The sequence below is a fragment of the Amycolatopsis sp. NPDC088138 genome, assembly GCF_044741685.1.
Taxonomy (GTDB): domain Bacteria; phylum Actinomycetota; class Actinomycetes; order Mycobacteriales; family Pseudonocardiaceae; genus Amycolatopsis.
The window spans coordinates 653,781-676,163 of record NZ_JBIUTB010000005.1 but is presented as its reverse complement, the minus strand read 5'-3'; the positions used below and the strand labels follow the sequence as shown (position 1 = coordinate 676,163).

General features: G+C 71.6%; 22 protein-coding genes. 7 read left to right on the top strand and 15 right to left on the bottom strand.

Translation table 11 applies throughout. The features are described 5' to 3' along the window. Window positions 1-121 precede the first annotated feature (121 nt). Entirely contained in the window at window positions 122-1,051 is a 930-nt protein-coding gene (locus tag ACIOD2_RS29675; protein WP_400545008.1) for a D-2-hydroxyacid dehydrogenase family protein, read from the bottom strand. A 4-nt stretch (window positions 1,052-1,055) separates the two neighbouring features. Continuing rightward, on the bottom strand, window positions 1,056-2,249 hold the full coding sequence (locus tag ACIOD2_RS29670; RefSeq protein WP_400545005.1) for an endonuclease/exonuclease/phosphatase family protein: 1,194 nt from the start codon (window positions 2,247-2,249) through the stop codon (window positions 1,056-1,058). Between the two features lie 151 nt (window positions 2,250-2,400). Here ACIOD2_RS29670 and ACIOD2_RS29665 point away from each other — a divergent pair, with 151 nt between their 5' ends. Continuing rightward, window positions 2,401-2,838, top strand: coding sequence for a hypothetical protein (locus tag ACIOD2_RS29665; protein WP_400545002.1), 438 nt, complete (start codon window positions 2,401-2,403; stop codon window positions 2,836-2,838). Window positions 2,839-2,863: 25 nt separating this feature from the next. After that, window positions 2,864-3,523: a TetR family transcriptional regulator gene (locus ACIOD2_RS29660; RefSeq protein ID WP_400544999.1), complete on the top strand. Its 660-nt coding sequence runs from the start codon at window positions 2,864-2,866 to the stop codon at window positions 3,521-3,523. On the opposite strand, the gene ACIOD2_RS29655 is transcribed toward ACIOD2_RS29660, so the two are convergent. The 7 genes from ACIOD2_RS29655 to ACIOD2_RS29625 form a co-directional block, all read right to left on the bottom strand. Further along, window positions 3,510-4,766: a GrpB family protein gene (locus ACIOD2_RS29655; RefSeq protein WP_400544996.1), complete on the bottom strand. Its 1,257-nt coding sequence runs from the start codon at window positions 4,764-4,766 to the stop codon at window positions 3,510-3,512. The two genes, ACIOD2_RS29660 and ACIOD2_RS29655, sit on opposite strands and share 14 nt — an antisense overlap. Before the next feature lie 59 nt (window positions 4,767-4,825). Beyond that, a complete protein-coding gene (locus ACIOD2_RS29650; RefSeq protein WP_400544993.1) occupies window positions 4,826-5,683 on the bottom strand; it encodes a shikimate dehydrogenase in 858 nt (285 codons plus the stop codon). Next, window positions 5,673-7,784 (bottom strand): endolytic transglycosylase MltG, encoded by a 2,112-nt coding sequence (gene mltG / locus ACIOD2_RS29645; protein ID WP_400544990.1) that lies wholly within the window; start codon window positions 7,782-7,784, stop codon window positions 5,673-5,675. The genes ACIOD2_RS29650 and mltG overlap by 11 nt, the downstream gene beginning before the upstream one ends. Next, entirely contained in the window at window positions 7,781-8,242 is a 462-nt protein-coding gene (gene ruvX, locus ACIOD2_RS29640; RefSeq protein WP_247049109.1) for a Holliday junction resolvase RuvX, read from the bottom strand. Before ruvX ends, mltG begins: the two co-directional genes overlap by 4 nt. 31 nt (window positions 8,243-8,273) lie before the next feature. Beyond that, window positions 8,274-10,934, bottom strand: coding sequence for an alanine--tRNA ligase (gene alaS, locus ACIOD2_RS29635; RefSeq protein WP_400544985.1), 2,661 nt, complete (start codon window positions 10,932-10,934; stop codon window positions 8,274-8,276). A 179-nt stretch (window positions 10,935-11,113) separates the two neighbouring features. Next, window positions 11,114-11,419, bottom strand: coding sequence for a hypothetical protein (locus ACIOD2_RS29630; RefSeq protein WP_400544982.1), 306 nt, complete (start codon window positions 11,417-11,419; stop codon window positions 11,114-11,116). Further along, window positions 11,416-11,802 carry a DUF948 domain-containing protein gene (locus ACIOD2_RS29625; RefSeq protein WP_328458559.1) on the bottom strand — a complete coding sequence of 129 codons (387 nt, stop codon included), beginning with the start codon at window positions 11,800-11,802 and terminating at the stop codon, window positions 11,416-11,418. The genes ACIOD2_RS29630 and ACIOD2_RS29625 overlap by 4 nt, the downstream gene beginning before the upstream one ends. A 138-nt stretch (window positions 11,803-11,940) precedes the next feature. Here ACIOD2_RS29625 and ACIOD2_RS29620 point away from each other — a divergent pair, with 138 nt between their 5' ends. Beyond that, on the top strand, window positions 11,941-12,819 hold the full coding sequence (locus ACIOD2_RS29620) for a hypothetical protein (protein WP_400544978.1): 879 nt from the start codon (window positions 11,941-11,943) through the stop codon (window positions 12,817-12,819). Here ACIOD2_RS29620 and ACIOD2_RS29615 read toward each other — a convergent pair. The 4 genes from ACIOD2_RS29615 to ACIOD2_RS29600 form a co-directional block, all read right to left on the bottom strand. Further along, complete coding sequence (locus tag ACIOD2_RS29615; protein ID WP_400544975.1) at window positions 12,802-13,650, bottom strand: NAD(P)-dependent oxidoreductase; 849 nt, start codon at window positions 13,648-13,650, stop codon at window positions 12,802-12,804. The genes ACIOD2_RS29620 and ACIOD2_RS29615 overlap by 18 nt on opposite strands. A 111-nt stretch (window positions 13,651-13,761) precedes the next feature. After that, entirely contained in the window at window positions 13,762-14,139 is a 378-nt protein-coding gene (locus ACIOD2_RS29610; RefSeq protein ID WP_323335212.1) for a VOC family protein, read from the bottom strand. A 147-nt stretch (window positions 14,140-14,286) separates the two neighbouring features. Continuing rightward, a complete protein-coding gene (locus ACIOD2_RS29605; protein WP_400544972.1) occupies window positions 14,287-15,897 on the bottom strand; it encodes a purple acid phosphatase family protein in 1,611 nt (536 codons plus the stop codon). A gap of 100 nt (window positions 15,898-15,997) precedes the next feature. Beyond that, complete coding sequence (locus ACIOD2_RS29600; RefSeq protein ID WP_400544969.1) at window positions 15,998-17,374, bottom strand: replication-associated recombination protein A; 1,377 nt, start codon at window positions 17,372-17,374, stop codon at window positions 15,998-16,000. Between the two features lie 130 nt (window positions 17,375-17,504). Here ACIOD2_RS29600 and ACIOD2_RS29595 point away from each other — a divergent pair, with 130 nt between their 5' ends. From ACIOD2_RS29595 to ACIOD2_RS29580, 4 genes are all read left to right on the top strand, one after another. After that, the gene (locus ACIOD2_RS29595) at window positions 17,505-18,200 is read left to right on the top strand and encodes a TetR/AcrR family transcriptional regulator (protein WP_400544966.1); all 696 of its coding nucleotides are present in this window, start codon (window positions 17,505-17,507) and stop codon (window positions 18,198-18,200) included. A 31-nt stretch (window positions 18,201-18,231) separates the two neighbouring features. Continuing rightward, complete coding sequence (locus ACIOD2_RS29590; RefSeq protein WP_400544963.1) at window positions 18,232-19,443, top strand: cytochrome P450; 1,212 nt, start codon at window positions 18,232-18,234, stop codon at window positions 19,441-19,443. 62 nt (window positions 19,444-19,505) lie between these two features. Beyond that, window positions 19,506-19,730 carry a metallophosphoesterase family protein gene (locus ACIOD2_RS29585; RefSeq protein WP_400544960.1) on the top strand — a complete coding sequence of 75 codons (225 nt, stop codon included), beginning with the start codon at window positions 19,506-19,508 and terminating at the stop codon, window positions 19,728-19,730. Then, window positions 19,709-20,152 (top strand): metallophosphoesterase family protein, encoded by a 444-nt coding sequence (locus ACIOD2_RS29580; protein ID WP_400544958.1) that lies wholly within the window; start codon window positions 19,709-19,711, stop codon window positions 20,150-20,152. Before ACIOD2_RS29585 ends, ACIOD2_RS29580 begins: the two co-directional genes overlap by 22 nt. On the opposite strand, the gene ACIOD2_RS29575 is transcribed toward ACIOD2_RS29580, so the two are convergent. Both ACIOD2_RS29575 and ACIOD2_RS29570 read right to left on the bottom strand, forming a co-directional pair. Next, a complete protein-coding gene (locus ACIOD2_RS29575) occupies window positions 20,118-20,972 on the bottom strand; it encodes an SGNH/GDSL hydrolase family protein (RefSeq protein ID WP_400546172.1) in 855 nt (284 codons plus the stop codon). The two genes, ACIOD2_RS29580 and ACIOD2_RS29575, sit on opposite strands and share 35 nt — an antisense overlap. Before the next feature lie 229 nt (window positions 20,973-21,201). Then, window positions 21,202-22,383, bottom strand: a complete 1,182-nt coding sequence (locus ACIOD2_RS29570) for a phosphotransferase (RefSeq protein ID WP_400544955.1) — start codon at window positions 22,381-22,383, stop codon at window positions 21,202-21,204.

The following is a 22,383-nucleotide window of genomic DNA, read 5'->3' as shown; positions in this document are numbered from 1 at the left end:
TGGCCGCGCCGGGCAGGGTCCAAAGACCCTGCCCGCGCCGTGGCCCGGGTGGTGTCATTCAGGGGTGCGGGCCCGCCGCCGGGCCGGTGCGGGGACCTCGGGCCCCGGCGGGCCGCACGCTTTACTCCATCACGCGAATCGGGGAACCCGCCCGGAAGGCGGCGATGTCCTCGACCGCGTCGCCGTAGAAGATCTCGTAGACCTCCCGCGTGACGAAGCCGATGTGCGGGGTGAGGGTCGCGTTCTCGAGTGTCCTCAGTGGATGGTCGGCGGGGAACGGCTCGGTGTCGTAGACGTCGATCGCCGCGCGGATCACCTTGCGGCGCAAGGCGTCCACCAGCGCCGCTTCGTCGACGATCGGGCCGCGCGAGGTGTTCACCAGCAGCGCGCCCGGCTTCATCGCCGCGATCTCGCCCGCGCCGACCAGGCCGCGGCTGCGGTCGCTGAGCACGAGGTGGATCGACAGCACGTCCGAGCGGGCGAACAGGTCCTCTTTGGACACGGCGGTGACGCCGTGCGGCTCCGCCTTCTCCGGCGTCAGGTTCTGGCTCCAGGCGATGGTCTCCATCCCGAAGACCTGACCGATCTTCGCCGCGCCCGCGCCGAGCCGCCCGAGGCCGAGCAGGCCGAGCGTCTTGCCGTGCAGCATGGTGCCGACGCCCGTCTGCCAGCCGCCTTCGCGCATGGAGCGGAACTCCTGCGGCAGGTTGCGCGACGCCGCGAGGATCAGCGCCCACGTGTGCTCGGCGGTCGGCTCACCGATGTACCCGGTGGCCGACACGACGACGCCGTTGCGCCGCGCGGCCGGGACGTCGATGGCCGCGTTGCGCTTGCCGGTGCTGACGAGCAGCTTCAGGTCGGGCAGCCGGTCGAGGACCTCGGCGGTGAACCGGGTCCGCTCGCGCATCGCGACGACCGCTTCGAACCCCTGCAGCTGCTTGACGACGTCGTCCAGCGGCTCGGTGAAGACCGTGATGTCGGCCTCCAGCGAGTCCCAGTCCCCGAAGGTGCGGGAGACGTCCTGGTAGTCGTCGAGAATGGCGATCCGCATGATCTCACCGTAGCGGCACGAAGACGTCCACGCGGACCAGGTGATGGTCGGACGCGTCGTTCAGCCGGGACAGCTCGTCCGACGGCACCGGCCAGAACACCTCGGCGTGCCAGGGCAGCAGGCCCTTCGACGGCAGCACGTAGTCCGTGCGCAGGTTCCCCGGTGTGACGTCGCTGAAGTCGCCCGTGTCGTAGAACGGGTCGCTCTTCTGGCCCACGTTCGCGCCGCCCTGGGCCTGGGCGGCCAGCACCGCGCCGCGGCTGCCCGGGCGGGTCTGGATCACCCGCGGCGCGTTCAGCAGCTGCTGGATGGCGCCGGGCACGCTGTCGCCGTCGAGCGGGTCGGAGTTGTTGTCGCCCGCGACGACGAACCGCTCCCCCGCGCCCAGGCCGCCGCGGTGCCCGCGGTCGTCGTAGAGGTAACCGCCCTTGCCGGGCGTCGTGTAGTCGGCCCAGAAGCGGATCTCGTCGTGGTTGCGGGTGCCGTTGTGGTCGTCCGGGCCGTCGAAGCTCGGCGGTGTCGGGTGCGACACCAGGAAGTGCACGGTCGAGCGGCCGATCTTCAGCGGCAGGTCCCAGTGCGACTTCGACGACAGCCGCAGCACGTTCAGCTCGGCCGGGCTGTACCAGTCGTGCGGCGCCGGCGTCGCCGGGTCGTCCGGCAGGAGCGCGCCCGGCATGTCCTTCCAGAGGAACTTCTGGAACGTCCGGACGTGCGCGACGTCGATCGGGTACTTCGACAGCACGAGCAGCCCGTACTGGCCCTCGAACGTCCCGAAGCCCTGGGCATCGTTGCCGCCGCCGACCGTGCCGTCGCGGTCGAGGTCGAAGCCGGTCGGGACGCCGGTGTTGACCGGCGCGGTGTAGGCGTACGGGTAGTCGATCGGCTGGGCGCCGTGCTGGCCCACGGCCAGGTAGTTCTTGCGGAACTCGTCCGCCGCGGCGTTGCCCGGCACGTAGTCGAACTCGTTGATCAGCTGGACGTCGGCGCGGTTGCGCTGCACGACCTCCGCGACCTCCTGCGCCTGGGCGTTGCCCGGCGTCGACAGGTCGCTCAGCAGCTGCCCGGCGGCCGCGCGATTGAGCGACGCGTTGAAGGTGGCGAAGCGGACACTCTGCCCGAAATTCGCGGAAGCGGTGGCGGGCACGGCCAGCGCGACGAGCGCGGCCACCGTAAGCCCTGCGGCGATGCGTTTCACGGTCTTACCTCCCAGTCGGCGGCCACCTTATGCGCCGAAGCGCCCCGCCGAGTGAGCGTCAGGTGAACAGGCGACGTGACCCAGCTCTCTTGAACACGTTCAAAACTAGGGCTACCGTCCCTGTTGAACACGTTCAAAACTTGGAGGGACCATGGAACCCGTTGTTGTCGCCTACGCGCTCTACCTGCTGATCAGCATCCCGTTGACGGTGCTCGTCGCCCGGACGCTCAGCAAGCACGGCCGTACCTTCCTCACCCAGGTCTTCGAGGACAGCCCCGGCCTGGCCAACGCCGTCAACCAGCTGCTGGTCGTCGGCTTCTACCTGATCAGCCTCGGCTTCGTGACGCTCTTCCTGACCAGCCACGCCGACGTGCACGGTGCCCGCGAGGTGTTCGAGCTGCTGTCGGTGAAAGTCGGTGTCGTCGCGCTCGTGCTCGGTGTCATGCACCTGTTCAACGTGCTGGTGTTCAACGGCATCCGCCGCCGCCACCTGGCCCCCAAACCCGCTCCCGCGCCGGTGTTCGCCGGACGGCCCGTCCCGTACCCCGGCGCGCCCGGCCCGCAGGTCCCGCCCTTCCCCGCGCCCTGACGTGAGCGGCACTAACGTGCAGAGCGTGCCGAAGAGCGAGGAAACGCGGTCCCTGATCGTCACCACCGCCATGCGGCTGTTCACCGAGAACGGCTACGACCGCACGACGATGCGCGCGATCGCCGCGGAGGCCGGGGTCTCGGTCGGGAACGCGTACTACTACTTCTCCTCGAAGGAACAGCTGATCCAGGGGTTCTACGACGAGATCGCGCGGCTGCACCTCGACGCCGCCCGCGCCCTGCTGGCGGACGAGCCCCGGTTCGCCGAGCGGCTGAAGGCCGTCCTGCTCTGCTGGCTGGAGCTGGCCGAGCCCTACCACCGTTTCGGGACGCAGTTCTTCGTCAACGCGGCCGACCCGGAGTCGCCGCTGAGCCCGTTCAGCGACGAGTCCGCGCCCGCCCGCGACGCCTCGATCGAGCTGATGCGCGAGGTCGTCGACGGCTCGGACGTCAAGCTCGACCCGGAGCTGCGCGCGCAGCTGCCGGAGCTGCTCTGGCTGTTCCAGATGGGCGTCGTGCTCTTCTGGGTGCACGACCGCTCGGCCCGGGAGAAGCGCAGCAAGATGCTGGTGGAGCGCAGCGTCCCGCTGCTGGCCCGGCTGGCCGCGCTCTCCCGGCTGCGGGTCTTCCGCCCGGTCAGCCGGGAGATCGTCGACCTGATCCAGGACCTCGCTAAGCGGGATTGACCGCCCTGAAGTACAGGAACCGCGGTTTGGTCCGGAGGTTCTTCGCCCACTTCGGGTCGGCGTCCTCGGCTTCCGGCACCGGCATCGGCTCCACCAGGCGGTCGACGGCGAAGCCGGCGTCGCGGACCGCCTCGAACGTCCAGCTCAGCGGCCGCCGGTAGAACTGGACCGGGTGCTCGATGCCTTCGAGACCGAAGTCGTCGTCGAGCAGCTCGACCTCGAAGTAGTTCTCCTTGTCGAACCAGTGCCAGTCCTCGCCGGGGTGGTGCACCGAGAACACGAGCGCCCCGCCGGGCTTGAGCACCCGCCGGAACTCGGCGAGGGTGGCGCCCCAGTCCTTCAGGTAGTGCAGCACGAGCGACGCGGTGATCACGTCGATCGAGCCGTCCTCGACGGCCAGCGGCCGCGTGACGTCCGCCTGCTCGAAGCGGGCGACGTCGCCGAACTTCCGGCGGGCGACGGTGATCATGCCCGCGCTGGCGTCGACCCCGAGGACGTCCGCGCCCCGCCCGGCCAGCAGCGCACTCAGGTGCCCGGCCGCGCAGCCGACGTCCAGCACGCGCTTGCCCTCGACGTCGCCGGCCAGGTCCACGATCGCGGGCCGGTCGTAGAGGGCGTTGGTGACGGACTTCCCCGCGTGCTCGGCGTAGGCCTCGCTGTAGGCGTCGTACTGCTCGGCCCGCGCCCGGCCGATGATCTCCTCGATCACCTCGGTCTTGGCGTCGGCGTAGTTCTGGACGTACTTCCACTCCCGCGCGGCCAGCTCACGCTTCTTCGCCGCGTACAGCGCCAGTTCCTCCGGGTGCGAGCGCAGCCGTTCGCGGAAGAGCCGGTAGCGCGGCGTCTGGCCGTTGCCGGGTGAGTAGACGTGCAGGTTGATGTTCGTGTCCGGGCCCTTGAAGCAGCGGTGCTTCTCCCAGTCCGGCTCGCGGATGACGAGCCGGTAGCCCGCGCCTTCCAGCGCCGGCAGGTAGGCGTCCTCGTCGTCGGAGTCCGGCACCTCGAGGAGGATGTCGACGCACGGCTTGGCGCACAGGCCCGGCACCGACGTCGAGCCGACGTGCTCGAGGACGAGCGCCCGCTCCCCCACCGCACCCCGGATCCGCGCGGCTTCGCGCTCGAAGAGCTTCGGCCACTCCGGGTCGTAGTCCACGAGGGTGACGGTCGAGTCGAGCTTCGGCGGCTCGCCGCCGACCCAGGCGTTCTCCAACTGGCTGTCGTCGAGTGCTTCTTGACTGGTCATTCCGGTAGACCCCCTTGCTGAAGGCAGTCGGCCAGAATATCAACCCGGGGCAAGCGGATTTACCCGATCGGGAGCGGCAGCATGTTCCCGGTCGCCTCGCGCAGCGCGTCGCGCATCGCCGCGCGCGGCGCCGGGCGGCCGGTGAAGTGCTCGGCCTGGCCGAACGCCTGGTGCAGCAACATGTCCAGCCCGGTGGCGAGCTTGCCGCCGCGGGCCGCGACGGCCTCGGCGAGCGGCGTCGGCCACGGGTGGTAGATGACGTCGAGGACGTGCGCGACCGCCGCCAGGCCGGCCACGTGCGGCCGGACCGCGTCCGGCGGCACGGTGTTCACGAGCACCGCGGCTTCCGCCGCCAGCGCCGCGAAGTCCGTTCCGTCCCACCGCAGCACGTCGACGTCGAGCGAAGCGCGCTTCGCCGCGTCGAGGGTTTCGGCAGCCCGGGCGGGATCCCGCACGACCAGGCGCACCTGACGCACCCCCAGCGCCGCCAGACCGACGACCGCCGCGGCCGCGGTACCGCCGGCGCCGAGCACGATCGCGGTGTCCGACGACGTCGGCGTGTACCCGCCCGCCGCGCGCAGGGCACCGGTGACACCCTCGACGTCGGTGCAGTCCGCGAGCCAGCCCTTCGCGGTGCGGACCAGGGTGTTGGCCGCGCCGACCGCGGCCGCGCGCGGCGTCACCTCGTCCGCGTGGTCCAGCGCCGCGCGCTTGCCCGGCATGGTGACCGAGAGCCCGGCCCACTCCGGGCCGAGGCCGTCGACGAGCGCCGGGAGGTCCTCGGCGCCCGTCTCGATCCGCTCGTACGTCCAGCCGGTCAGGCCGAGCGCGCCGAACGCGGCGCCGTGCAGCACCGGGGACAGCGAGTGGGCCACCGGCTTGCCCAGGACCGCGGCCCGCCGGAGCTCAGAAGGCACCGTTCGCCTTGGCCTTTTCGACGTTCTTCTTGTGATCGTCGAACGAGACCGCGAAGCAGGACAGGCCGTTCTTCTCGCACTTCACGAAGTACACCCAGTCACCCGCGACGGGGTGCACCGCGGCCTGGATGGCCTCGGGGCTGGGCACCGAGATCGGGGTCGGCGTGAGGCCCGGGATCTTGTACGTGTTGTACGCCCCGGCCCGGGTCCGGTCCGCGTCGTTGGTCGCCAGGGTCGGCCGGTCCAGCACGTAGTTGACGGTGGAGTCCATCTGCAGCCGCATGTTGGTCGACAGCCGGTTGTAGATCACCCGCGAGAGCTTGCCGAAGTCGGCCTTCACGGCCTCGCGCTCGATGATCGAGGCGATGATCAGCGTCTGGTACGGCGTCTTGCCCGGGCCGGTCGACTGCGGGCTCAGGCCGGCGTTCTGGATCGCCTCGGTCGAGCTGCGGACCAGCTGGCCGATGATCTCCTGCGGGCTCGCGCCGGGCCGGACGTCGTAGAGCCCGGGCGCGATCAGGCCTTCCAGCCTGCGGTCCTTGCGGTCGGCCTTGTTCGCGTCGTCGATCGCCCAGTCGGGCACGCCGAGCGTCTTGAGGTCCGCGCCGTCGACGACCTTGCGCAGGTCGTCGGAGGTGACGCAGGTGCTCTTGCCGTTGAGCTGCGCGCACGACGCCTTCGCCATCAGGCTGTACACGCCGGGCGTGACCTTGCCGTCGGGCTGGGTGATGTCGTCGAACTGCGTGTAGGGCCGGACCTCCAGCTGCCCCACCCGGGCGGTGGGCGAGACGATCCGGTCGACCGCGCTGGCCCCGGACATGTGCGACTTCATGACGTAGAAGCCGTGCTGGATCTTCGACAGCTTCGGGTTGTCCGCACCGGCCTTCACGAAGGCCTTGCTGCTGGCGACGACGCCGGCCGTCGTGAGCTTGGTGCCGATCGCCGACGTCGAGTCGCCGTCGTCGACCTGGAACAGGACGTCGCCGTCGCCGGCACCGTCGTAGTCCTCGTAGCCGAAGAACCGGTTGAAGCCGTAGTAGGCGCCGCCCGCGAGCAGGACGATCACCGCGACCGCGGCGATCCAGCCGAGCGCGCGCTTGCCCTTCTTCTTCCGGGGCTTCTTCTTCGGCTCGTCCTCGTAGCCCTCGTAGTCCTCCTCGTACTCCCCGTCGTATTCGGGGTCGTACTCGGTTTCGTCGTAGTCGTCGGCGTATTCGCCGTCGTACTCGTCGTATTCGTCGTACTCGTCCCCGGCGAAGAGGTCGTCCTGGGCCGGCTCCTCGCGCGGCGCGCGCACGGGCTCGGGCGGGGGCGCCGGGGCCTGCGCCGGGATGATGTCGGTCACCGGCTCTTCGCGCGCCGGCGGGGGCGGCGGGCGGCGGCGGCGCGGCGGCTCGGCGCCGGGCGCGGGCACGCCGACAGAGCGGTCACCCGGTTGGACGGGCCGCCGGGCGGGCGGCTGCGCGGCGGGAGCCGGCGGTTCGGCGGCCGCACGGCGCCGCTGCGGGGCTTCGAGGCCGTCGACCGGTTCGGGAGCCGCGCGACGCGTCCGGATCTCGTCGGACTCGGGAGCCGGACGGCCCCGCCGAGGCGGCTCGGCGGCCTCTTCCGGCTCGGGGACCGGGCGGCGCCTGCGCGGCGCCTGGACCTCGGCCTCGTCCGGTTCCGCGCGACGCCGTCTCGACACCGGCGCCTGCACCTCGGACCCCTCGTCGAGGCCGTGGCGGGCGCGGGCGGCCCGGGCGGGCGCGCCGCGCTGGGCGCGGGGATCGAGCTCGTCGTCGACCGGGGGCAGGGTGTCCGGCGGCTCGAGCCGGCGACGGCGCCCGGTCGCCGGGACGTCGCGGCGCGGGTCGGCGGCGGGCGGCTGCCGCCGAGTCGGCTGGGGCAGCTCGTGCTGGCCGCTCGCAGGCTGCGGACGGCGCGAGGGCTGCGGAAGCTCGTGGTACCCGCTCTGCGCCTGCGCGCGGCGGGCTTCGGCGGCCCGCGGGTCACGCGGGTCGGCACGGCGGGGCGCGGGCCGGGACGGCGGCGGGGCGGCGTCTTCCGGCTCACGCAGCCTCCGGCGGCCGCGCGGGCGCTCAGGCTGCTCGTCGTTCATCGGTCTCCCTCCCGGGCGCGGTGCGCAGCAGCGGCGTCGATCCAGGCCTGCAGGATCTCCACGGCGGCGGCCTGGTCGACCACCGCTCGCTGCTTGCGGCCTTTGACCCCGCGCTGGGAGAGGATGCGGGATGCGGTGACCGTGGTCAGCCGCTCGTCGCCCAGCCGGACCGGCACGGGCGCGACGCGCCCGGCCAGGCGTTCAGAATACGCGATCGCCAGCTCGGCCGCCGGACCCTGCCGGTTGGCGAGCGTGCGCGGCAACCCCACGATCACCTCGACCACCTCGTGCTCGGTGACGAGGGCGGCCAGCTGGTCCAGATCACTGTCGTCGGTCGCATCGCGGGAGAGGGTAACCAATGGCGACGCGAGCACGGGGGCCGGATCGCTCAGAGCGACCCCGACCCGGACCGAGCCGACATCCACCCCGAGCCGCCGGCCGCGGCCCGGATCGGACACTCCGGGCCGATCCGGGCCCCGGTTTCCGCGGTTAACCAATGCCGGCGATCGCCGCGCGCAGGGCCGTGACCGCTTCGGCCGCGCCGGCCGGGTTCGTGCCACCGCCCTGGGCCATGTCGGGCTTGCCGCCGCCGCGACCGCCGATCGCGCCGGCGAACGACGGCACGAGCTTGCCCGCCGCGATGCCCTTGTCCTGCGCCGCCTTCGTCGTCGCGACGACGAAGCTGAGCTTCTCCCCGGCCGGCGAGAACAGCGCCACGACACCGGGCCGCGCGCCGAGCCGGCCGCGGATGTCCGACGCGAGCGCGCGCAGGCCGTTGCCGTCGACGTCCGGGACGACCTCGGCGACGACCGAGACGCCGTTGACGTCGACCGCCTTGTCGGCGAGCGCCCCCGTCGAGCCCAGCACCTGCTGGGTCTTCAGCTGGGCGATCTCCTTCTCGGCGTTCTTCAGCCGGGTCAGGACGTCCTCGATGCGGCCCGGCAGCTCGTCCGAAGGCACCTTGAAGGTGTTCGCCAGCTGCGAGACCAGCAGCTGCTCCTTGCGGACGTACTTGAGCGCGTCCGTGCCGACCAGCGCCTCGACGCGGTGCACGCCCGAGCCGATGGAGGCGTCGGAGACCAGCTTGACCAGGCCCAGCTGGCCGATCCGGTCCACGTGCGTGCCACCGCAGAGCTCGCGGGAGTACTCGCCCATGTCGACCACGCGGACGTCGTTGCCGTACTTCTCGCCGAACAGCGCGACCGCGCCGAGTTCGAGCGCCTTGTCCTTGGTCGTGGTGAAGCTGTTGACCTCGACGTTGGTCTGCAGGTAGTCGTTGACCTCCTGCTCGACCTCGGTGAGGACGTCCGCCGAGACCGAACCCGGCGTGGTGAAGTCGAACCGCATGCGGCCCGGCGAGTTCAGCGAGCCCGCCTGCGCCGCGCGCTTGCCGTAGGCGCCGCGGACCGCCGCGTGCACCAGGTGCGTCGCGGAGTGCGAGCGCTCGATGGACAGCCGGCGGTGCGCGTCGACCGAGCCGGTGACCTTCGAGTCGAGGCCGATCTCGCCGTCGAGCACCTCGACGCGGTGCACGAACAGCCCCGGGACGATCTTCTGGACGTCCAGGACCTTCAGCTCGACACCGTCGCCGAGCAGCACGCCGGTGTCGGCGACCTGGCCACCGCTTTCGGCGTAGAACGGCGTGCGGTCGAGGACCAGCTCGGCCTTCTTGCCCGCCGAGACGCTGCGGACCGGCTGCCCGTCCTCCAGCAGCGCGACGACCTTCGCCTCGGCCTGCAGGTCGGTGTAGCCGAGGAACTCGGTCTCGCCGTGCTGCTCCAGGACCTTCCGGTACTCCGAGAGGTCGCCGTGGCCGGTCTTGCGCGACGCCGCGTCCGCCTTCGCGCGGGTCCGCTGCTCGTTCATGAGCGTGCGGAAGCCGTCCTCGTCGACGCTCAGGCCCTGCTCGGACGCCATCTCCAGCGTCAGGTCGATCGGGAAGCCGTACGTGTCGTGCAGCTGGAACGCCTTGTCGCCGGCGAGCACGTCGCCGCCGCCGCGCTTGGTCTCCTCGGCCGCCATGTCGAAGATGCGCGAACCGCTGGTCAGGGTCGAGAGGAAGGCCTCCTCCTCGATCCGGACGACCTCGTTGATCCGGTCGAAGCCGCTGACCAGCTCGGGGTAGGTCGGGCCCATCGTGTCGCGCACGACGCTCGCGAAGGCCTGCAGCACCGGCTCGTGCACGCCCAGCAGGCGCGAGGAGCGGACGATGCGGCGCAGGAGCCGGCGCAGCACGTAACCGCGGCCGTCGTTGCCCGGGGTGACGCCGTCGCCGATCAGCAGGACGCCGGTGCGGGCGTGGTCGGCGATCACGCGGAAGCGGACGTCGTCGGCGTGGTTGCTGCCGTAACGACGGCCGGAGAACTCCTCCGCGCGGCCGATGACCGGGCGCACGAGGTCCGTCTCGTAGACGTTCTCGACGCCCTGCAGGATCGTCGCGACGCGCTCGACGCCCATGCCGGTGTCGATGTTCTTCTTCGGCAGCTCACCGATCGGCTTGTGCCCGAGCTTGGGGCTCAGCTCGCCGCGGATGTCCTGCATGAAGACGAGGTTCCAGATCTCGATGTAGCGGTCCTCGTCGGCGACCGGGCCGCCCTCGCGGCCGTACGCCGGGCCGCGGTCGTAGTAGATCTCCGAGCACGGGCCGCCGGGACCGGGCACGCCCATGTCCCAGTAGTTGTCCTTGCCGTCGCGCGACTGGATGCGCTCGCCGGGCAGCCCGGTGAGCTTGCGCCACAGGCCCGCGGCTTCGGAGTCGTCCTCGTAGACCGTCGCCCAGATCCGGTTCGGGTCGAGGCCGTAGCCGCCTTCGCTCTGGGGCTTGGTGATCAGCTCCCAGGCGTTCTCGATGGCGCCTTCCTTGAAGTAGTCGCCGAAGGAGAAGTTGCCGGCCATCTGGAAGAACGTGTTGTGCCGGGTGGTCTTGCCGACCTCGTCGATGTCCGGGGTGCGCACGCACTTCTGCACGGAGGTCGCGCGCGGGTACGGCGGCGGCGCCTCACCGAGGAAGTACGGCTTGAACTGGACCATGCCGGCGTTGACGAACAGCAGGTTCGGGTCGTCGAGGATCAGCGGCGCGCTCGGCACGCGCGTGTGACCCTTGCTCTCGAAATGGCGCAGGAAACGGTCGGTGATTTCGTGTGTGTCCACGGGTCAGTCCTTGCTGTGCTGTTCGTCACCGATCCAACCACAGCCACGGCCGATGGCTTTCGCGGCAACGGTTGCTTCCGCTCGAAGGGCGGCCTGCTTTTGGTCGGATCGGTGAGTGGTGCCGGAGTACGGGATGACGGCGGCGGCGGAGCGGCTTCGGCGGTCGCGGGCGCGACCGGTCAGCCCTCCGCCCGGCGAGCTCGCCGGACGGGGCGCCGGGGTTCGGCGGCGTGCCGGCCCGAGGCCTGCGGCGTCACCACGCCCGTCCGCTGCTCGACCATCTCGTGCAACTCCTGCTCCCGCTCACTCATGCCCGCGCGCACCTCGGCGCCGAAGGAACCCACGGCGCCCGCCAGCTCGCGCACGGCTTCGCCCAGGTTCGATGCTAACCCCGCGGGAGTGGCCTGACGAGCGGTTTCGGCGGCCTTGCGGGACAGCGCGACGCCGGCGACCACGCCGACGCCGAGCCAGAACAGCCGCTTCACTTCGCGGCCTTCTTCGCGGCTTTCGCGGCGTTCTTCTTCTTGCGCGCGCGGATCGCCTTGCTGAGCCCGTAGGACAGCGCCGCGGTCTTGACGAGCGGGCCGCCCAGCGTGGCGGTGAACACCGAGGTCAGCGCGGAGACGTTGCCGGTGACGGCCTGCGCGTTCGACGTGATCCCGTCCACCCGCTCGAGCTGGGTGTTGACGTGGGTGATCGTCTGGTTCGCGCCGATCAGCAGCGGGTCGGTGTTGCTGTTGGTCCGCTCGATCGCCTCGGTGGCCGCGTCCAGCGTCTTGCCGAGCTTGATCAGCGGGATCGCCAGCAGGACGACCAGCACCACGAATGCTCCTGCGGCGATCAACGCGGCGATCTGCCCTGCCGACACGGGCCCTCCTCGGTTCAACGTGACTTGGCGTCTTGAGTGCTGGTGAGGTTACCGCCTGGCCGGGTTCCCGACCGTGTCACCCCGCGCGGGCCGGAAAACGCGTCGCCGCCCGCCCCCGCCACGCGGTACACCTGGGCGATGGGACACGACGACGGACCCGGGCACCGGGTCCTCTCCGGACCGGGCGGGGCGGCGGCCGACGTGCTGGCCGGGTTGCCCGGCGCGGACCTGACGACGGTCCAGCTGGAGGTGGCGCGGCGGCGGGCGGCCCGGCTGTCGGCCGCGGACGTCCGGCGCCGGTACGGCACCGACCGGTTCGTCGGCCCCAGCCCGCTCCCGTTCGCGCTGCTGCGCCGGATCGAGGACACGCTGCTGGCCGCGGCGGCCGGTTTCGAGGCGGTGACGCTCGCGCCGTTGACACCCCTCGGGACCCACTCGGTGGTGACCGGGCTGGCCCAGCACCGGGTGGTGCCGACCGGCCGCGGCACCGAGGTCGCCGCCGACCCCACGACCGGTCTGGCGCTCGAAGCGGCCGCCCGGCGGTCCGGGTCCGCCGTGGTCCGGCTCGCGACCGTGCAGCGTGTGGTGCGCGCCCAGCGGGTCGCCGAGGGCCTGTTCGCGCACTTCTCGCTGTTCGGTGCGGTGACGGCCGGGCGGGACTCCGGGAACCTGGCCTTCGAACGGCAGCACGTCGCCGAGCACGCGCGGCTGATGGCGGCCGGATGCCGGGCTTTGGGCGCTTCCTCGGTAGAGCTGGCCGTCACCGTGCTCGACCCGCGGTTCGCCGGGCTGCTCGACGACGTGGACGTGCCGACCCGCCCGTATCCGGACCGCGAAGGCGGACGGGGCGGGTACTACGAAGGGCTCTGTTTCAAGGTCTACGCGTCCTTCGGCGGAGAACTCGCCGACGTCGGCGACGGCGGTTTCACGCCGTGGACGCGCAAGCTGCTGGGCAACGCCAAGGAGCGCCTGATGACGAGCGGCCTGGGCGTGGACCGCCTAGCCACGCTCCTTTAAGACCGCGCGGTAGAGCGCTGCCATGTCCTCTTCGCCGTGACCGGCCTCGACTGCGGCTTCCAGGTGTGAGAGGACCGCACGGGCGCCCGCCACGTCGACGTCGTCGCCCGCGGCCTCGACCACCAGGCGGGCGTCCTTCGCCGCCAGCTCCGCCGGGAACGACGCCGGGTATTCGCCCGACAGCATCGCCGCGCCCTTCACGTGCGCGTAGCCGACGTCGAGACCGCCGCCCTTGATCGTCTCCAGGAACAGGGCCGGGTCCAGGCCCAGCGCGCGGGCCAGGCCGAGGCTCTCGGCCGCGCCGTTCGTCAGCGTCAGCACCCACGCGTTCATCACCAGCTTGAGGCGGCTGCCCTGGCCGGCCGGGCCGAGCCACAGCGTGCGGATGCCGACCGCGTCGAACACCGGGGTCGCGGCGGGCCGCGCCTCCTCCGGGCCGGACGCCAGGACCTGCAGCTGGGCCTGCTCGGCCGGCTGGCGGGTGCCGAGCACCGGGGCGTCGACGAACACCACGCCCGCCTTCTCCGCCAGCGCGGCGAGGCGGTCGGTCCAGTCGAGCCCGACCGTGCTCATCTGCAGCCACAGCGTGCCCGAAGCGGGCGAAGCGGCTTCGAACGCCGAAGCGACGGCCGGACCGTCGGCAAGCATCGTCACCAGGATGTCGGCGCCTTCGGCCGCGGCGGCCGCCGAATCGGCCACCGTCGCGACGTCGGCGAGCGGCTCGGCCTTCTCGCGGGTGCGGTTCCAGACGCGGACGTCGAGGCCCGCCTTCGCGATGTTGGCCGCCATCGGGGCGCCCATGATCCCGGTACCGAGGAATCCGATGCTCATGCCGCCATCGTGCCGAACCCGGCGCCTTCCCGCAGCTCGAGATCCGCACCGCTGAAGGGTTTTACGGCACATCCCTCGCAAAGACGCCGGAAGGGCAAGGAAAACCGGGGATCAGTAGTCGCCGAGGAGGCAGAACGGGTGGCCCGCCGGGTCGGCGTAGACCCGCCACCCCCGGCCGCCCAGGTCGGGGTCGAGCAGCCGGCCGCCGTAGGAGAGCACGTGGTGGTGCGTCTCGGCGAGGTTGTCGACCTCGAAGTCGAGGTGGAACTGCTGCGGGTACGACGGGTCCGGCCAGTGCGGCGGCCGGTAGTCGAGCGCGCGCTGGAAGCCCAGGACCAGACCGTTCACGTGCAGGGTCGACCAGTCCTCGTCCACCCGCCAGCGTGGGTCCGGCCGGTCGACCTCGCCGCCCATGATCGCTTGGTAGAAATAGGCGAGCTGAGCCGGTTCGGGACAGTCCAGGACGATGCACTGCAGCGTCGCGGGCACGGGAATGCCTCCTGCCTTCGCTGGGCCGCCCCCCTTGGTTCAGGCCGCCCCAAGGCGCGAAGCATACGAAACCCGATGATCTTGAAGTGCGCGGCCCACGTTCGGTGCGGGCCCCGGCACCGGCTGTGCGGGGCCCGCATCCGATCGTCAGGCGTCGCCGGGGTCCGAACCGACCTGCGCCTGGCCGCTGAAGCCACCCGTCGCGGTGTGCAGGCCCGCGGTGCGGCGCAAGGAGAACCGGTCGATTTCGACGCCGTCGTTGCGCAGGGTCCGCACGGTCAGCGTGGTCTTGCGGCCGAACCACGCGGGCTCGACGTCGATCGCGAGGAACGAGTAGCCGGTGTAGCGCACGCGCGACCAGCCGACGGTCTCCGTCTCCTGCCCGCCGCCCTTCACCCAGTGGTAGCTGGTGAACTCGCCGTCGAAGGTGTCCGGCACCGGGAAGCTGTAAACGCTCCGGCCTCCGCCGCCGCAAGTGGCGTAGATCGTGCCGTCGCGGTCCGGGTCGACGGTGTCGCCGATCGCGACCTTCTTCTTGACGCGGCCGCCGCGCAGCGCGTCGGTGCGCTCGTAGATGTGGTTGTGCCCGTTGACGACCAGATCGACGTGGAACTGGTCGAACAGCGGCACCCACTCCTCCCGCACGCCGCCCTCGGAGGCGTGCTGGTTGGTCGTCGAGTAGGCGCAGTGGTGGAAGAACACCACGATGAAGTCGACGTCCGGCTGCAGCCGCAGGTACCGCAGGCGGCGCTTGAGCCACGCGGTCTGCGAGCCGTGCGAGTAACCGCGGTTGGCCGGGATCTCGTAGGAAACGTCGTTGGCGTCCAAGGAGATCACGCCGACGTTGCCGTAGATGAACGAGTACACGCTCGGGCAGTCGGCCGGGCCGCTGCCCGGGAAGTCCCAGCGCTTGGTCTGGCCGCCGTAGCCGTCGGGCGAGTACAGCGCTTCCATGTCGTGGTTGCCGGTGGTGACCATCCACGGCACGGACGCCGCGACACCCTCGATCTGGTTGTAGTAGGCGTCCCAGACCTTCGGGTCGTACAGGTCGTGGCTGCCGTCGGCCACCGGGCCGGGCGGGAGGCCGGCGCCGCTCGGGTCGGCGTAGGCGATGTCGCCCGCGAGCAGGTGGAAGCGCGGGTGCTGCTGGGCGACCGCGCCGTCCTGGGCCAGCGCGGTCGTCGAGACGCCCTGGTCGCCGAACGCGGTGAAGGTGAACTTCCCCGCCGGGAAACCGCGGGCGGGCGCGGTGGTGAACGTCGAGAGCGCGGCAGCGCCGCCGTCGCCGTTCGCCGGGTCGTAACCGTCGTGGCCGACCGCGTAGGTGTAGGTGCGGCCCGGGGTCAGGCAGCTCGCCTCGGCGTGCAGGTAGTACTGGTCGTACGGCGCGATGACCCCGGCGACCTCGGAGTGCAGCGCCCGCGTTTCGGCGGGGATCCGGTGCCCCCACTGGTATCCGTGGCGGTCGTGGTGCTCGGCCACGCGCAGGAACGGGTTCTTCACCCGCGTCGGGACCTGCCACGCGACGCGGATGTCCGTGCGCGGGTTGCGCCCGAAGGCGAGGTGACGGCCGGCCGGGGCGACCTTCGCGCCGTCGGCGTAGGCCGTGCCGGGCAGCAGGAGCGGCCCGGCGGCGAGCAGCGCGCCGGTGGCGGCGGCGCCCTTGAACAGGGAACGTCGGGAGAGGTACTCGTGCTGCTCGGCCATGGTCAGGCGGGCGGCCAGTGCGTCGGGAACGCCGACTCTCGGGATTTCCATGCGCGGATGCTCGCCGACGCATATGCCCGCTTCGCGTCGGCCGGGCGAACTCCAGCCGTCCAGTTCCCCTGGGGTCTCCCAAGGTTTTCCCAAGGCGCCTTTACCGCTCCCCGCGGATGGTCCGGCGCAGCTTCGGGACGCGCTCGGCGAGCGGGCGTTCCGCGCCGCGCTGGGTCGGCTCGTAGTAGTCCCGGCCGACCAGCTCGTCCGGCGGGTACTGCTGCGCCAGCACGCCTTCCGGCACGTTGTGCGGGTAGCGGTAGCCCTGCGCGTTGCCGAGCTTCTTGGCGCCCGCGTAGTGCCCGTCACGCAGGTGCGGCGGCACGCTGCCGGCCAGCCCGGCGCGGACGTCGGCCAGCGCGGCGTCGATGCCGGTGACGACCGCGTTCGACTTCGGGGCCGTGGCCAGGTGGATCGTCGCCTGCGCGAGCGCGAGCCTGCCCTCGGGCATGCCGATGAACTGGACGGCGTGCGAGGCCGCGACCGCCGCCTGCAGCGCCGTCGGGTCGGCCATGCCGATGTCCTCGCTGGCGTGCACGACCAGGCGCCGGGCCAGGAACCGCGGGTCCTCCCCCGCCTCGATCATCCGGGCCAGGTAGTGCAGCGCGGCATCGACGTCGGACCCGCGGATCGACTTGATGAACGCGCTGATGATGTCGTAGTGCTGGTCGCCGTCGCGGTCGTAGCGCACCGCGGCCTTGTCCACAGTGGACTCGACGGTCGGCAGGTCGATCGTCTTCGCCTCGGTGGCCGACGCCGCGTCCGCCGCCGCTTCCAGCGCGGTCAGCGCGCGGCGCGCGTCACCACCGGCGAGCCGGACGAGGTGGGCGCGGGCGTCGTCGGTCAGCGTCAGCTCGCCGCCGAGGCCGCGTTCGTCGGCCAGGGCCCGCTCGATCAGCCGCGTGATGTCCTCGTCGGTCAGGGGGCGCAGCTGCAGCACCAGCGAGCGCGACAGCAGCGGGGAGACGACCGAGAACGACGGGTTCTCGGTGGTCGCCGCGACCAGCAGCACCGTGCGGTCCTCGACCGCGCCGAGCAGGGCGTCCTGCTGGGTCTTGGAGAAGCGGTGCACCTCGTCGATGAACAGGACGGTGTTCTCGGTGTTGTACTGCCGGCGCCGCCGGGCCTCCTCGATGACCCCGCGCACCTCCTTGACCCCGGCCGAGAGCGCCGACATCGCGACGAACCGGCGGCCGGTGGCGATCGAGACGAGGTTGGCCAGCGTCGTCTTGCCGGTGCCGGGCGGGCCGTAGAGCAGCACGGACGCCGGCGCCGCGCCTTCCACCAGCCGCCGCAGCGGGGCGCCTTCCCGGAGCAGGTGCTGCTGGCCGACGACCTCGTCGAGCGACCGCGGCCGCATCCGCACCGCCAGCGGGGAGCTCGCCGGGTCCGCCTGCCGCTCGTCGGCGTTCGACGTCGTCCGCTCGGGCGGAGGCGCCACATCGGCGTTCACGGTGAAGAGCTCGTCTTGTGCCACACGGATGACGTTAACCGACGGCACCGACAGAACCCTTGCCGTGGTGTTCCAGAGCGCGCTACCGTCGAGATGACTGGTTGACCGAAAGTGCGAATCCGGTCAACAGGTCAACTCCGGCGAAAGAGCAGGCATGAGCCACCCCAACCGCGATCGCGCCGACCGCATCCTGGACGCGGCGGGCGAGCTGCTGCTGCGCATGGGCTACCGCAAGGTGGCGATCGACGACATCGCGCGCGCGGTCGGCATCGGCAAGGGCACCGTCTACCTGCACTGGCGCAACAAGGAGCTGCTGTTCCAGGCGCTGATGATGCGTGAGTCGGCCGACACGACCGGCGAGATCCTGGCCGGGATCCGGGCCGACCCGGCGATGATCCTGCCGCACCGGATGATCTCGGCGTCGTTCCTGATCACCCATCGCCGTCCGCTGATGATGGCGATGCTGCGCGGCAACGCCGAGATGTTCGGCTCGCTCGGCGACCTCGCCCTGCGCAAGCAGCAGGACGAGCTGCGCACGCAGTTCGAGGCCACGATGCTCCGGCACGGGCTCGTCCGCTCGGACGTCCCGAACCTCACCTACGCGCTCAACGCCTCGACGCTCGGCTTCTACGTCGGCGACACGCTTTCCGACGAGTTCGAGGACATCCCGCCGGAGGAGAAGGCGGAAGTCCTCGCCTACACGATCCGCACCGCCTTCGAGCCGCCCGGGGACCCGGACCCCCGCGCGGTCGCCGAGGTGGCGGCGGACCTGAGTGCGGCGCTCGAGGAGCTCGTCTCGAGCTACCGGCAGGGGATCTACGCACACGATCCCACCAGGGCCCCCGGCTGATCCCGGGGCCACACAGGGAAAAGGGGCGGACATGACCACCACGTTGGCGGACATCTGGGGACTGCACGAATCCCAGTTCTGGCTGCGGGGAACCCAACCGGCGGAGCGCGTCCAGCACGCGGCCGACCTGGGGTTCTGGAACGTCTACGGGCACCCGGAAGCCGAGGAGATCCTCCGCGACCCGGCGACGTACTCCTCCGACACCACCCGGCTGGTGCCGAAGGAGATGATGCAGGACGTCGACCTGGAGGCGATGTCGGCGGGCAACCTGCTGCAGCTGGACCCGCCGCTGCACAACAAGATGCGCAAGCTCGTCAGCCGCGCGTTCACGCCGAAGGTCGTCGCGGACCTCGAGCCGCGCATCGCGGCCGTGACGAACGAACTGCTCGACGCGGCAGGCGGTTCCGGCCGGCTCGAGCTCGTCGAGGACCTGGCCTACCCGTTGCCGGTGATCGTGATCGCGGAGCTGCTGGGGGTCCCCGCGAGCGACCGGTACCTGTTCAAGGGCTGGGTGGACAAGCTGTTCAGCTCGTCCGAGCAGTTCTCGCTGAAGGAGCAGAGCGAGGCGCGCCAGGAGTCGGTCAAGAACTCCCTCGACGGTCAGAAGGCGCTCATCGAGTACCTCGGCGGGCACGTCGACGAGCGGCGCAAGCAGCCGAGGGAAGACCTGCTGACGAAGCTCGTCGAGGCGGAGCTCGACGGCGAGAAGCTGACGCGCAACGAGGTCGTCAACTTCGCGAACGTGCTGCTGCTGGCCGGGCACATCACCACCACGATGCTGCTGGGCAACGCCGTGCTGTGCCTGGACACCTACCCCGAGTGGGACGAGCGGGCGCGCGCCGACCGGTCACTGGTGCCGCCGGTGATCGAGGAGTCGCTGCGCTACCTCTCGCCGTTCGCGGCCGTCGCCCGCACGACGAACCGCGAGGTCGAGCTGGGCGGCGCGACGATCCCCGCCGACCAGATGCTGATGGTGTGGGTGGCGGCGGCCAACCGGGACGAGCGCGTGTTCACCGACCCGGACACGTTCGACCCGCTGCGCGCGGAGAACCCGCACCTGGCCTTCGGCCGCGGCATCCACTTCTGCATCGGGGCCCCGCTCGCGCGCCTCGAAGGCCGGGTGGCGCTGGACATCCTGTTCGACCGCTACCCCGCGCTGCGCACGATTCCCGGTGAGGCGCCGAAGTTCCAGGTGAACCCGAACATGACGGGAGTCCGGGAACTGCCGCTCACCACGGGCTGAACCGGTTGCGCCCTGGGCGAAAACCGTCGCCCGGGGCGCGGCCCGTGCCCGAGGGTGGGCGGATGCGGATCGCGGTGCTCCCGGACATCCACGGCGTCCTGCCGGCGCTGGAGGCCGTCCTGGCCGAACCCGACGTCCTGGCGGCGGACCGGATCGTGCTCCTGGGCGACATGCTCGCCGGGCCGATGCCCGTGGAAACCCTCGAGCGGCTGGTTGCGCTGGGCGACCGCGCGGTCTGGGTGCGCGGCAACGCCGACCGCGAGCTGTGCTCGACGCGCTCCCGCTGACGGTGACGCTCGACGACGTGCTGTTCTGCCACGCGACTCCGCGCGACGACACCGAAATCGTGCTCGTCGACAGCCCGTTCGAACGCTGGGCGGAGGTCTTGGACGGCGTGGTTCAGGACGTCGTCGTCCTCGGCCACACCCACATGCCGTTCACGCGGCTGGTGGACCGGCGGCTGATCGTGAACCCCGGCAGCGTCGGCATGCCCTACGGCACCGGCGGTGCGCACTGGGCGTTGCTCGGCGAGGGCGTCGAACTGCGGCGCACACGGTACGACGTCGAAGACGCGTGCCGGTTCCTCACGGCGCGGTGTGCGTACCCCGAAATCGAGGAGTGGGCGGACTTCTTCGTCCGCAACCCCGCTTCGGACGCGGAGGCGCTTCGGGTGTTCAGCGCGTCCGTTCGCGGAACGAGTGCCACATGATCACCGCGGCGTAGGGCAGGAACTCGCGGCCGCGGCGCCACAGCCACGGAATCCCCTTCAGCACCAGCCATCCCAGGTGTCCCGTGGTGCTCGGCTCGACCCCGCCGGCGCAGGTGAGGCTCACCGGCTCCGGCACGTCGAACCCGGCGCCGGCGAGCAGCCCGGTGAAGCCGGCCGCGAGCATCCGGTGCCCCAGCTCGGACGGGTGCAGCCGGTCGACGCTCCACGACGTCAGGTCGTAGGCGCCGGGCAGCCGGTCGAGGTCCAGGCAGGGCACACCTTCGCGGGCGACGACCTCGTCGATGGCCGCGTTCAGCTCGGCGACGCGGGCGCTGAGCGCGCGCTTGAGGGCCGGCGGGAGGCGGAACACCTTGCTGTGGTCGTGGAACCGGACCGGGATGACGGTGGTGCCGGCCTCGCCGAGCCGCCGGACGACCGCGGTGAGATCGGCGGCGATGGCCGCGGCGTCGAAGTCGGGCCGGAGGGTGTCGTTCATGCCGGCGACCAGCAGCGCCACGTCGGGCCGGTGCGCCACGGCGGCGGGCACCTGCTTGCTGAGCACGCAGCGCATCCGCGCGCCGGTGAACGACGGGTTGAGGTAGCCGTCGGCGCCGACACCGAGCGCGGCGGCGACCAGCGGGCCGACGCCGCGCCAGCCGCCACGCCTCGGCAGCGGATCGCCGAGCCCGACAGCGGTCGAGTCGCCGAGCACGACGAGCCGGCGCGCCTGGCGGAGCGCCGGCACCGCCGCGAGCGCGGGCCGGGAGGGTTCGGGGAAAGGAGTGACTTCGAGGCTGGTCACGGTCACGCCCACGACCATCGGGCACGGAAGCTCACCTGCGGTGAGGACGAGGTAACGCGTCCGCGACACCGCGCCTAACTTTTGACGCTCAGCTCACAGATGCCCGAAAAGTCCCGCTTTCTGTCGGCTGAGCCTCGCCCTGCCGCCCCGCGCCGCCAAAGCCGCCGCCACTTGCGACGATGGAGGTTTCGGGACGCTGGACGTCCCGAAACCCCCATCGCCGGCCACCATCGAGCCAGAGCCCAGGTCAGCGGAAAGCCGGGTAAAACGCCAAGTCAGCATGCGGCCCCAGCCGCGCAGCCAGCGCCGCCGCCACCTTCGACGAGAACTCGGACACCGCCGTCATCCGGACGTAGCCCGCGTGCTTGGCCAGGTCGCGCCACCACGTGACCAGGGCCGACTCGCGGCTCACCGGGGGTGCGTGGTGGGACAGGTCGAGCGCGCCGAGCTCCTCGCCCGTGATCAGCCAGACCCGCAGCAGCTCGCTGGTCGTCAGGTGCCCGGCCAGGGCCTCGTCGTCGGCGAAGGCGGGCCACACGCCCGCCACCTCCGCGCGCCACGCCGCGATCATCGCCTCGCTCATGCCGGCGGGCAGGGCGAGCGCGTCCGGCCAGCTCGCGAACGGCAGGCGCAGGTTGGCGGCGTCGACCAGGGCGGAGCGGACGCGGCCGTACTCGAAGTCGAGGAACCGGACGCCCTCGCCGGTGACCAGGTTGTTGTCGGGGCTGAGCTCCACCGGGCTGAACGCGCGGAAGGACGCCGACCGGGACTGCTCGACGGCGTGCGCGACCTCCTCACGCACCGCCTCCGGCACCGGGATGCCGAGCCGCTCCTGGATCAGGCCCGGCACGCGCTCGCAGAGTTCGTCGACGACACCGTGGTCGCTCTTGCCCGGACCACCGAGGCGGCGCAGCAGGGCGTTGAAGTCGGCCTCGCGCCCGGCGGTGCTCGCGTGCAGCCGGCCCAGCGACCGGGCCCAGGACAGCAGCGCGCGCTCGGCCGCGCGGGAGTCGCGTGCGTAGAGCTTGTCCTCCAGGGTCGCCGTGCGGCCGAGGTCCTCCAGCACGAGCACCCGGTCGCGGCCGTCGTGGGCCAGCAGCTCCGGGCACATCCGCTCGTCGGCGGACAGGGCCGTGAACAGCTGGTAGCTGACGGCCTCCTGGGCGAAGGGGTCCGCGGCGCCCGGCTCCGGCTCGTCCGGGTAATGCTTGATCACCAGCGTCCGTGGCAGCGCGAACGACGACGACACCACTCGCGCGCGGACGACCGTGGCCGGTCCGCTGCCCGCGAGGTCCTCGGGCGAAACCAGCGTGATCGGACTGCCGAACCGGCGCGAGAGAACGGACTCGCCCGCCGCGACCGCCGCGGCGAGGTGCTCGGCTCCGGCCCCGACCTCAGCATCTCCGGCGGACGAGGTGTCGACTGTCAT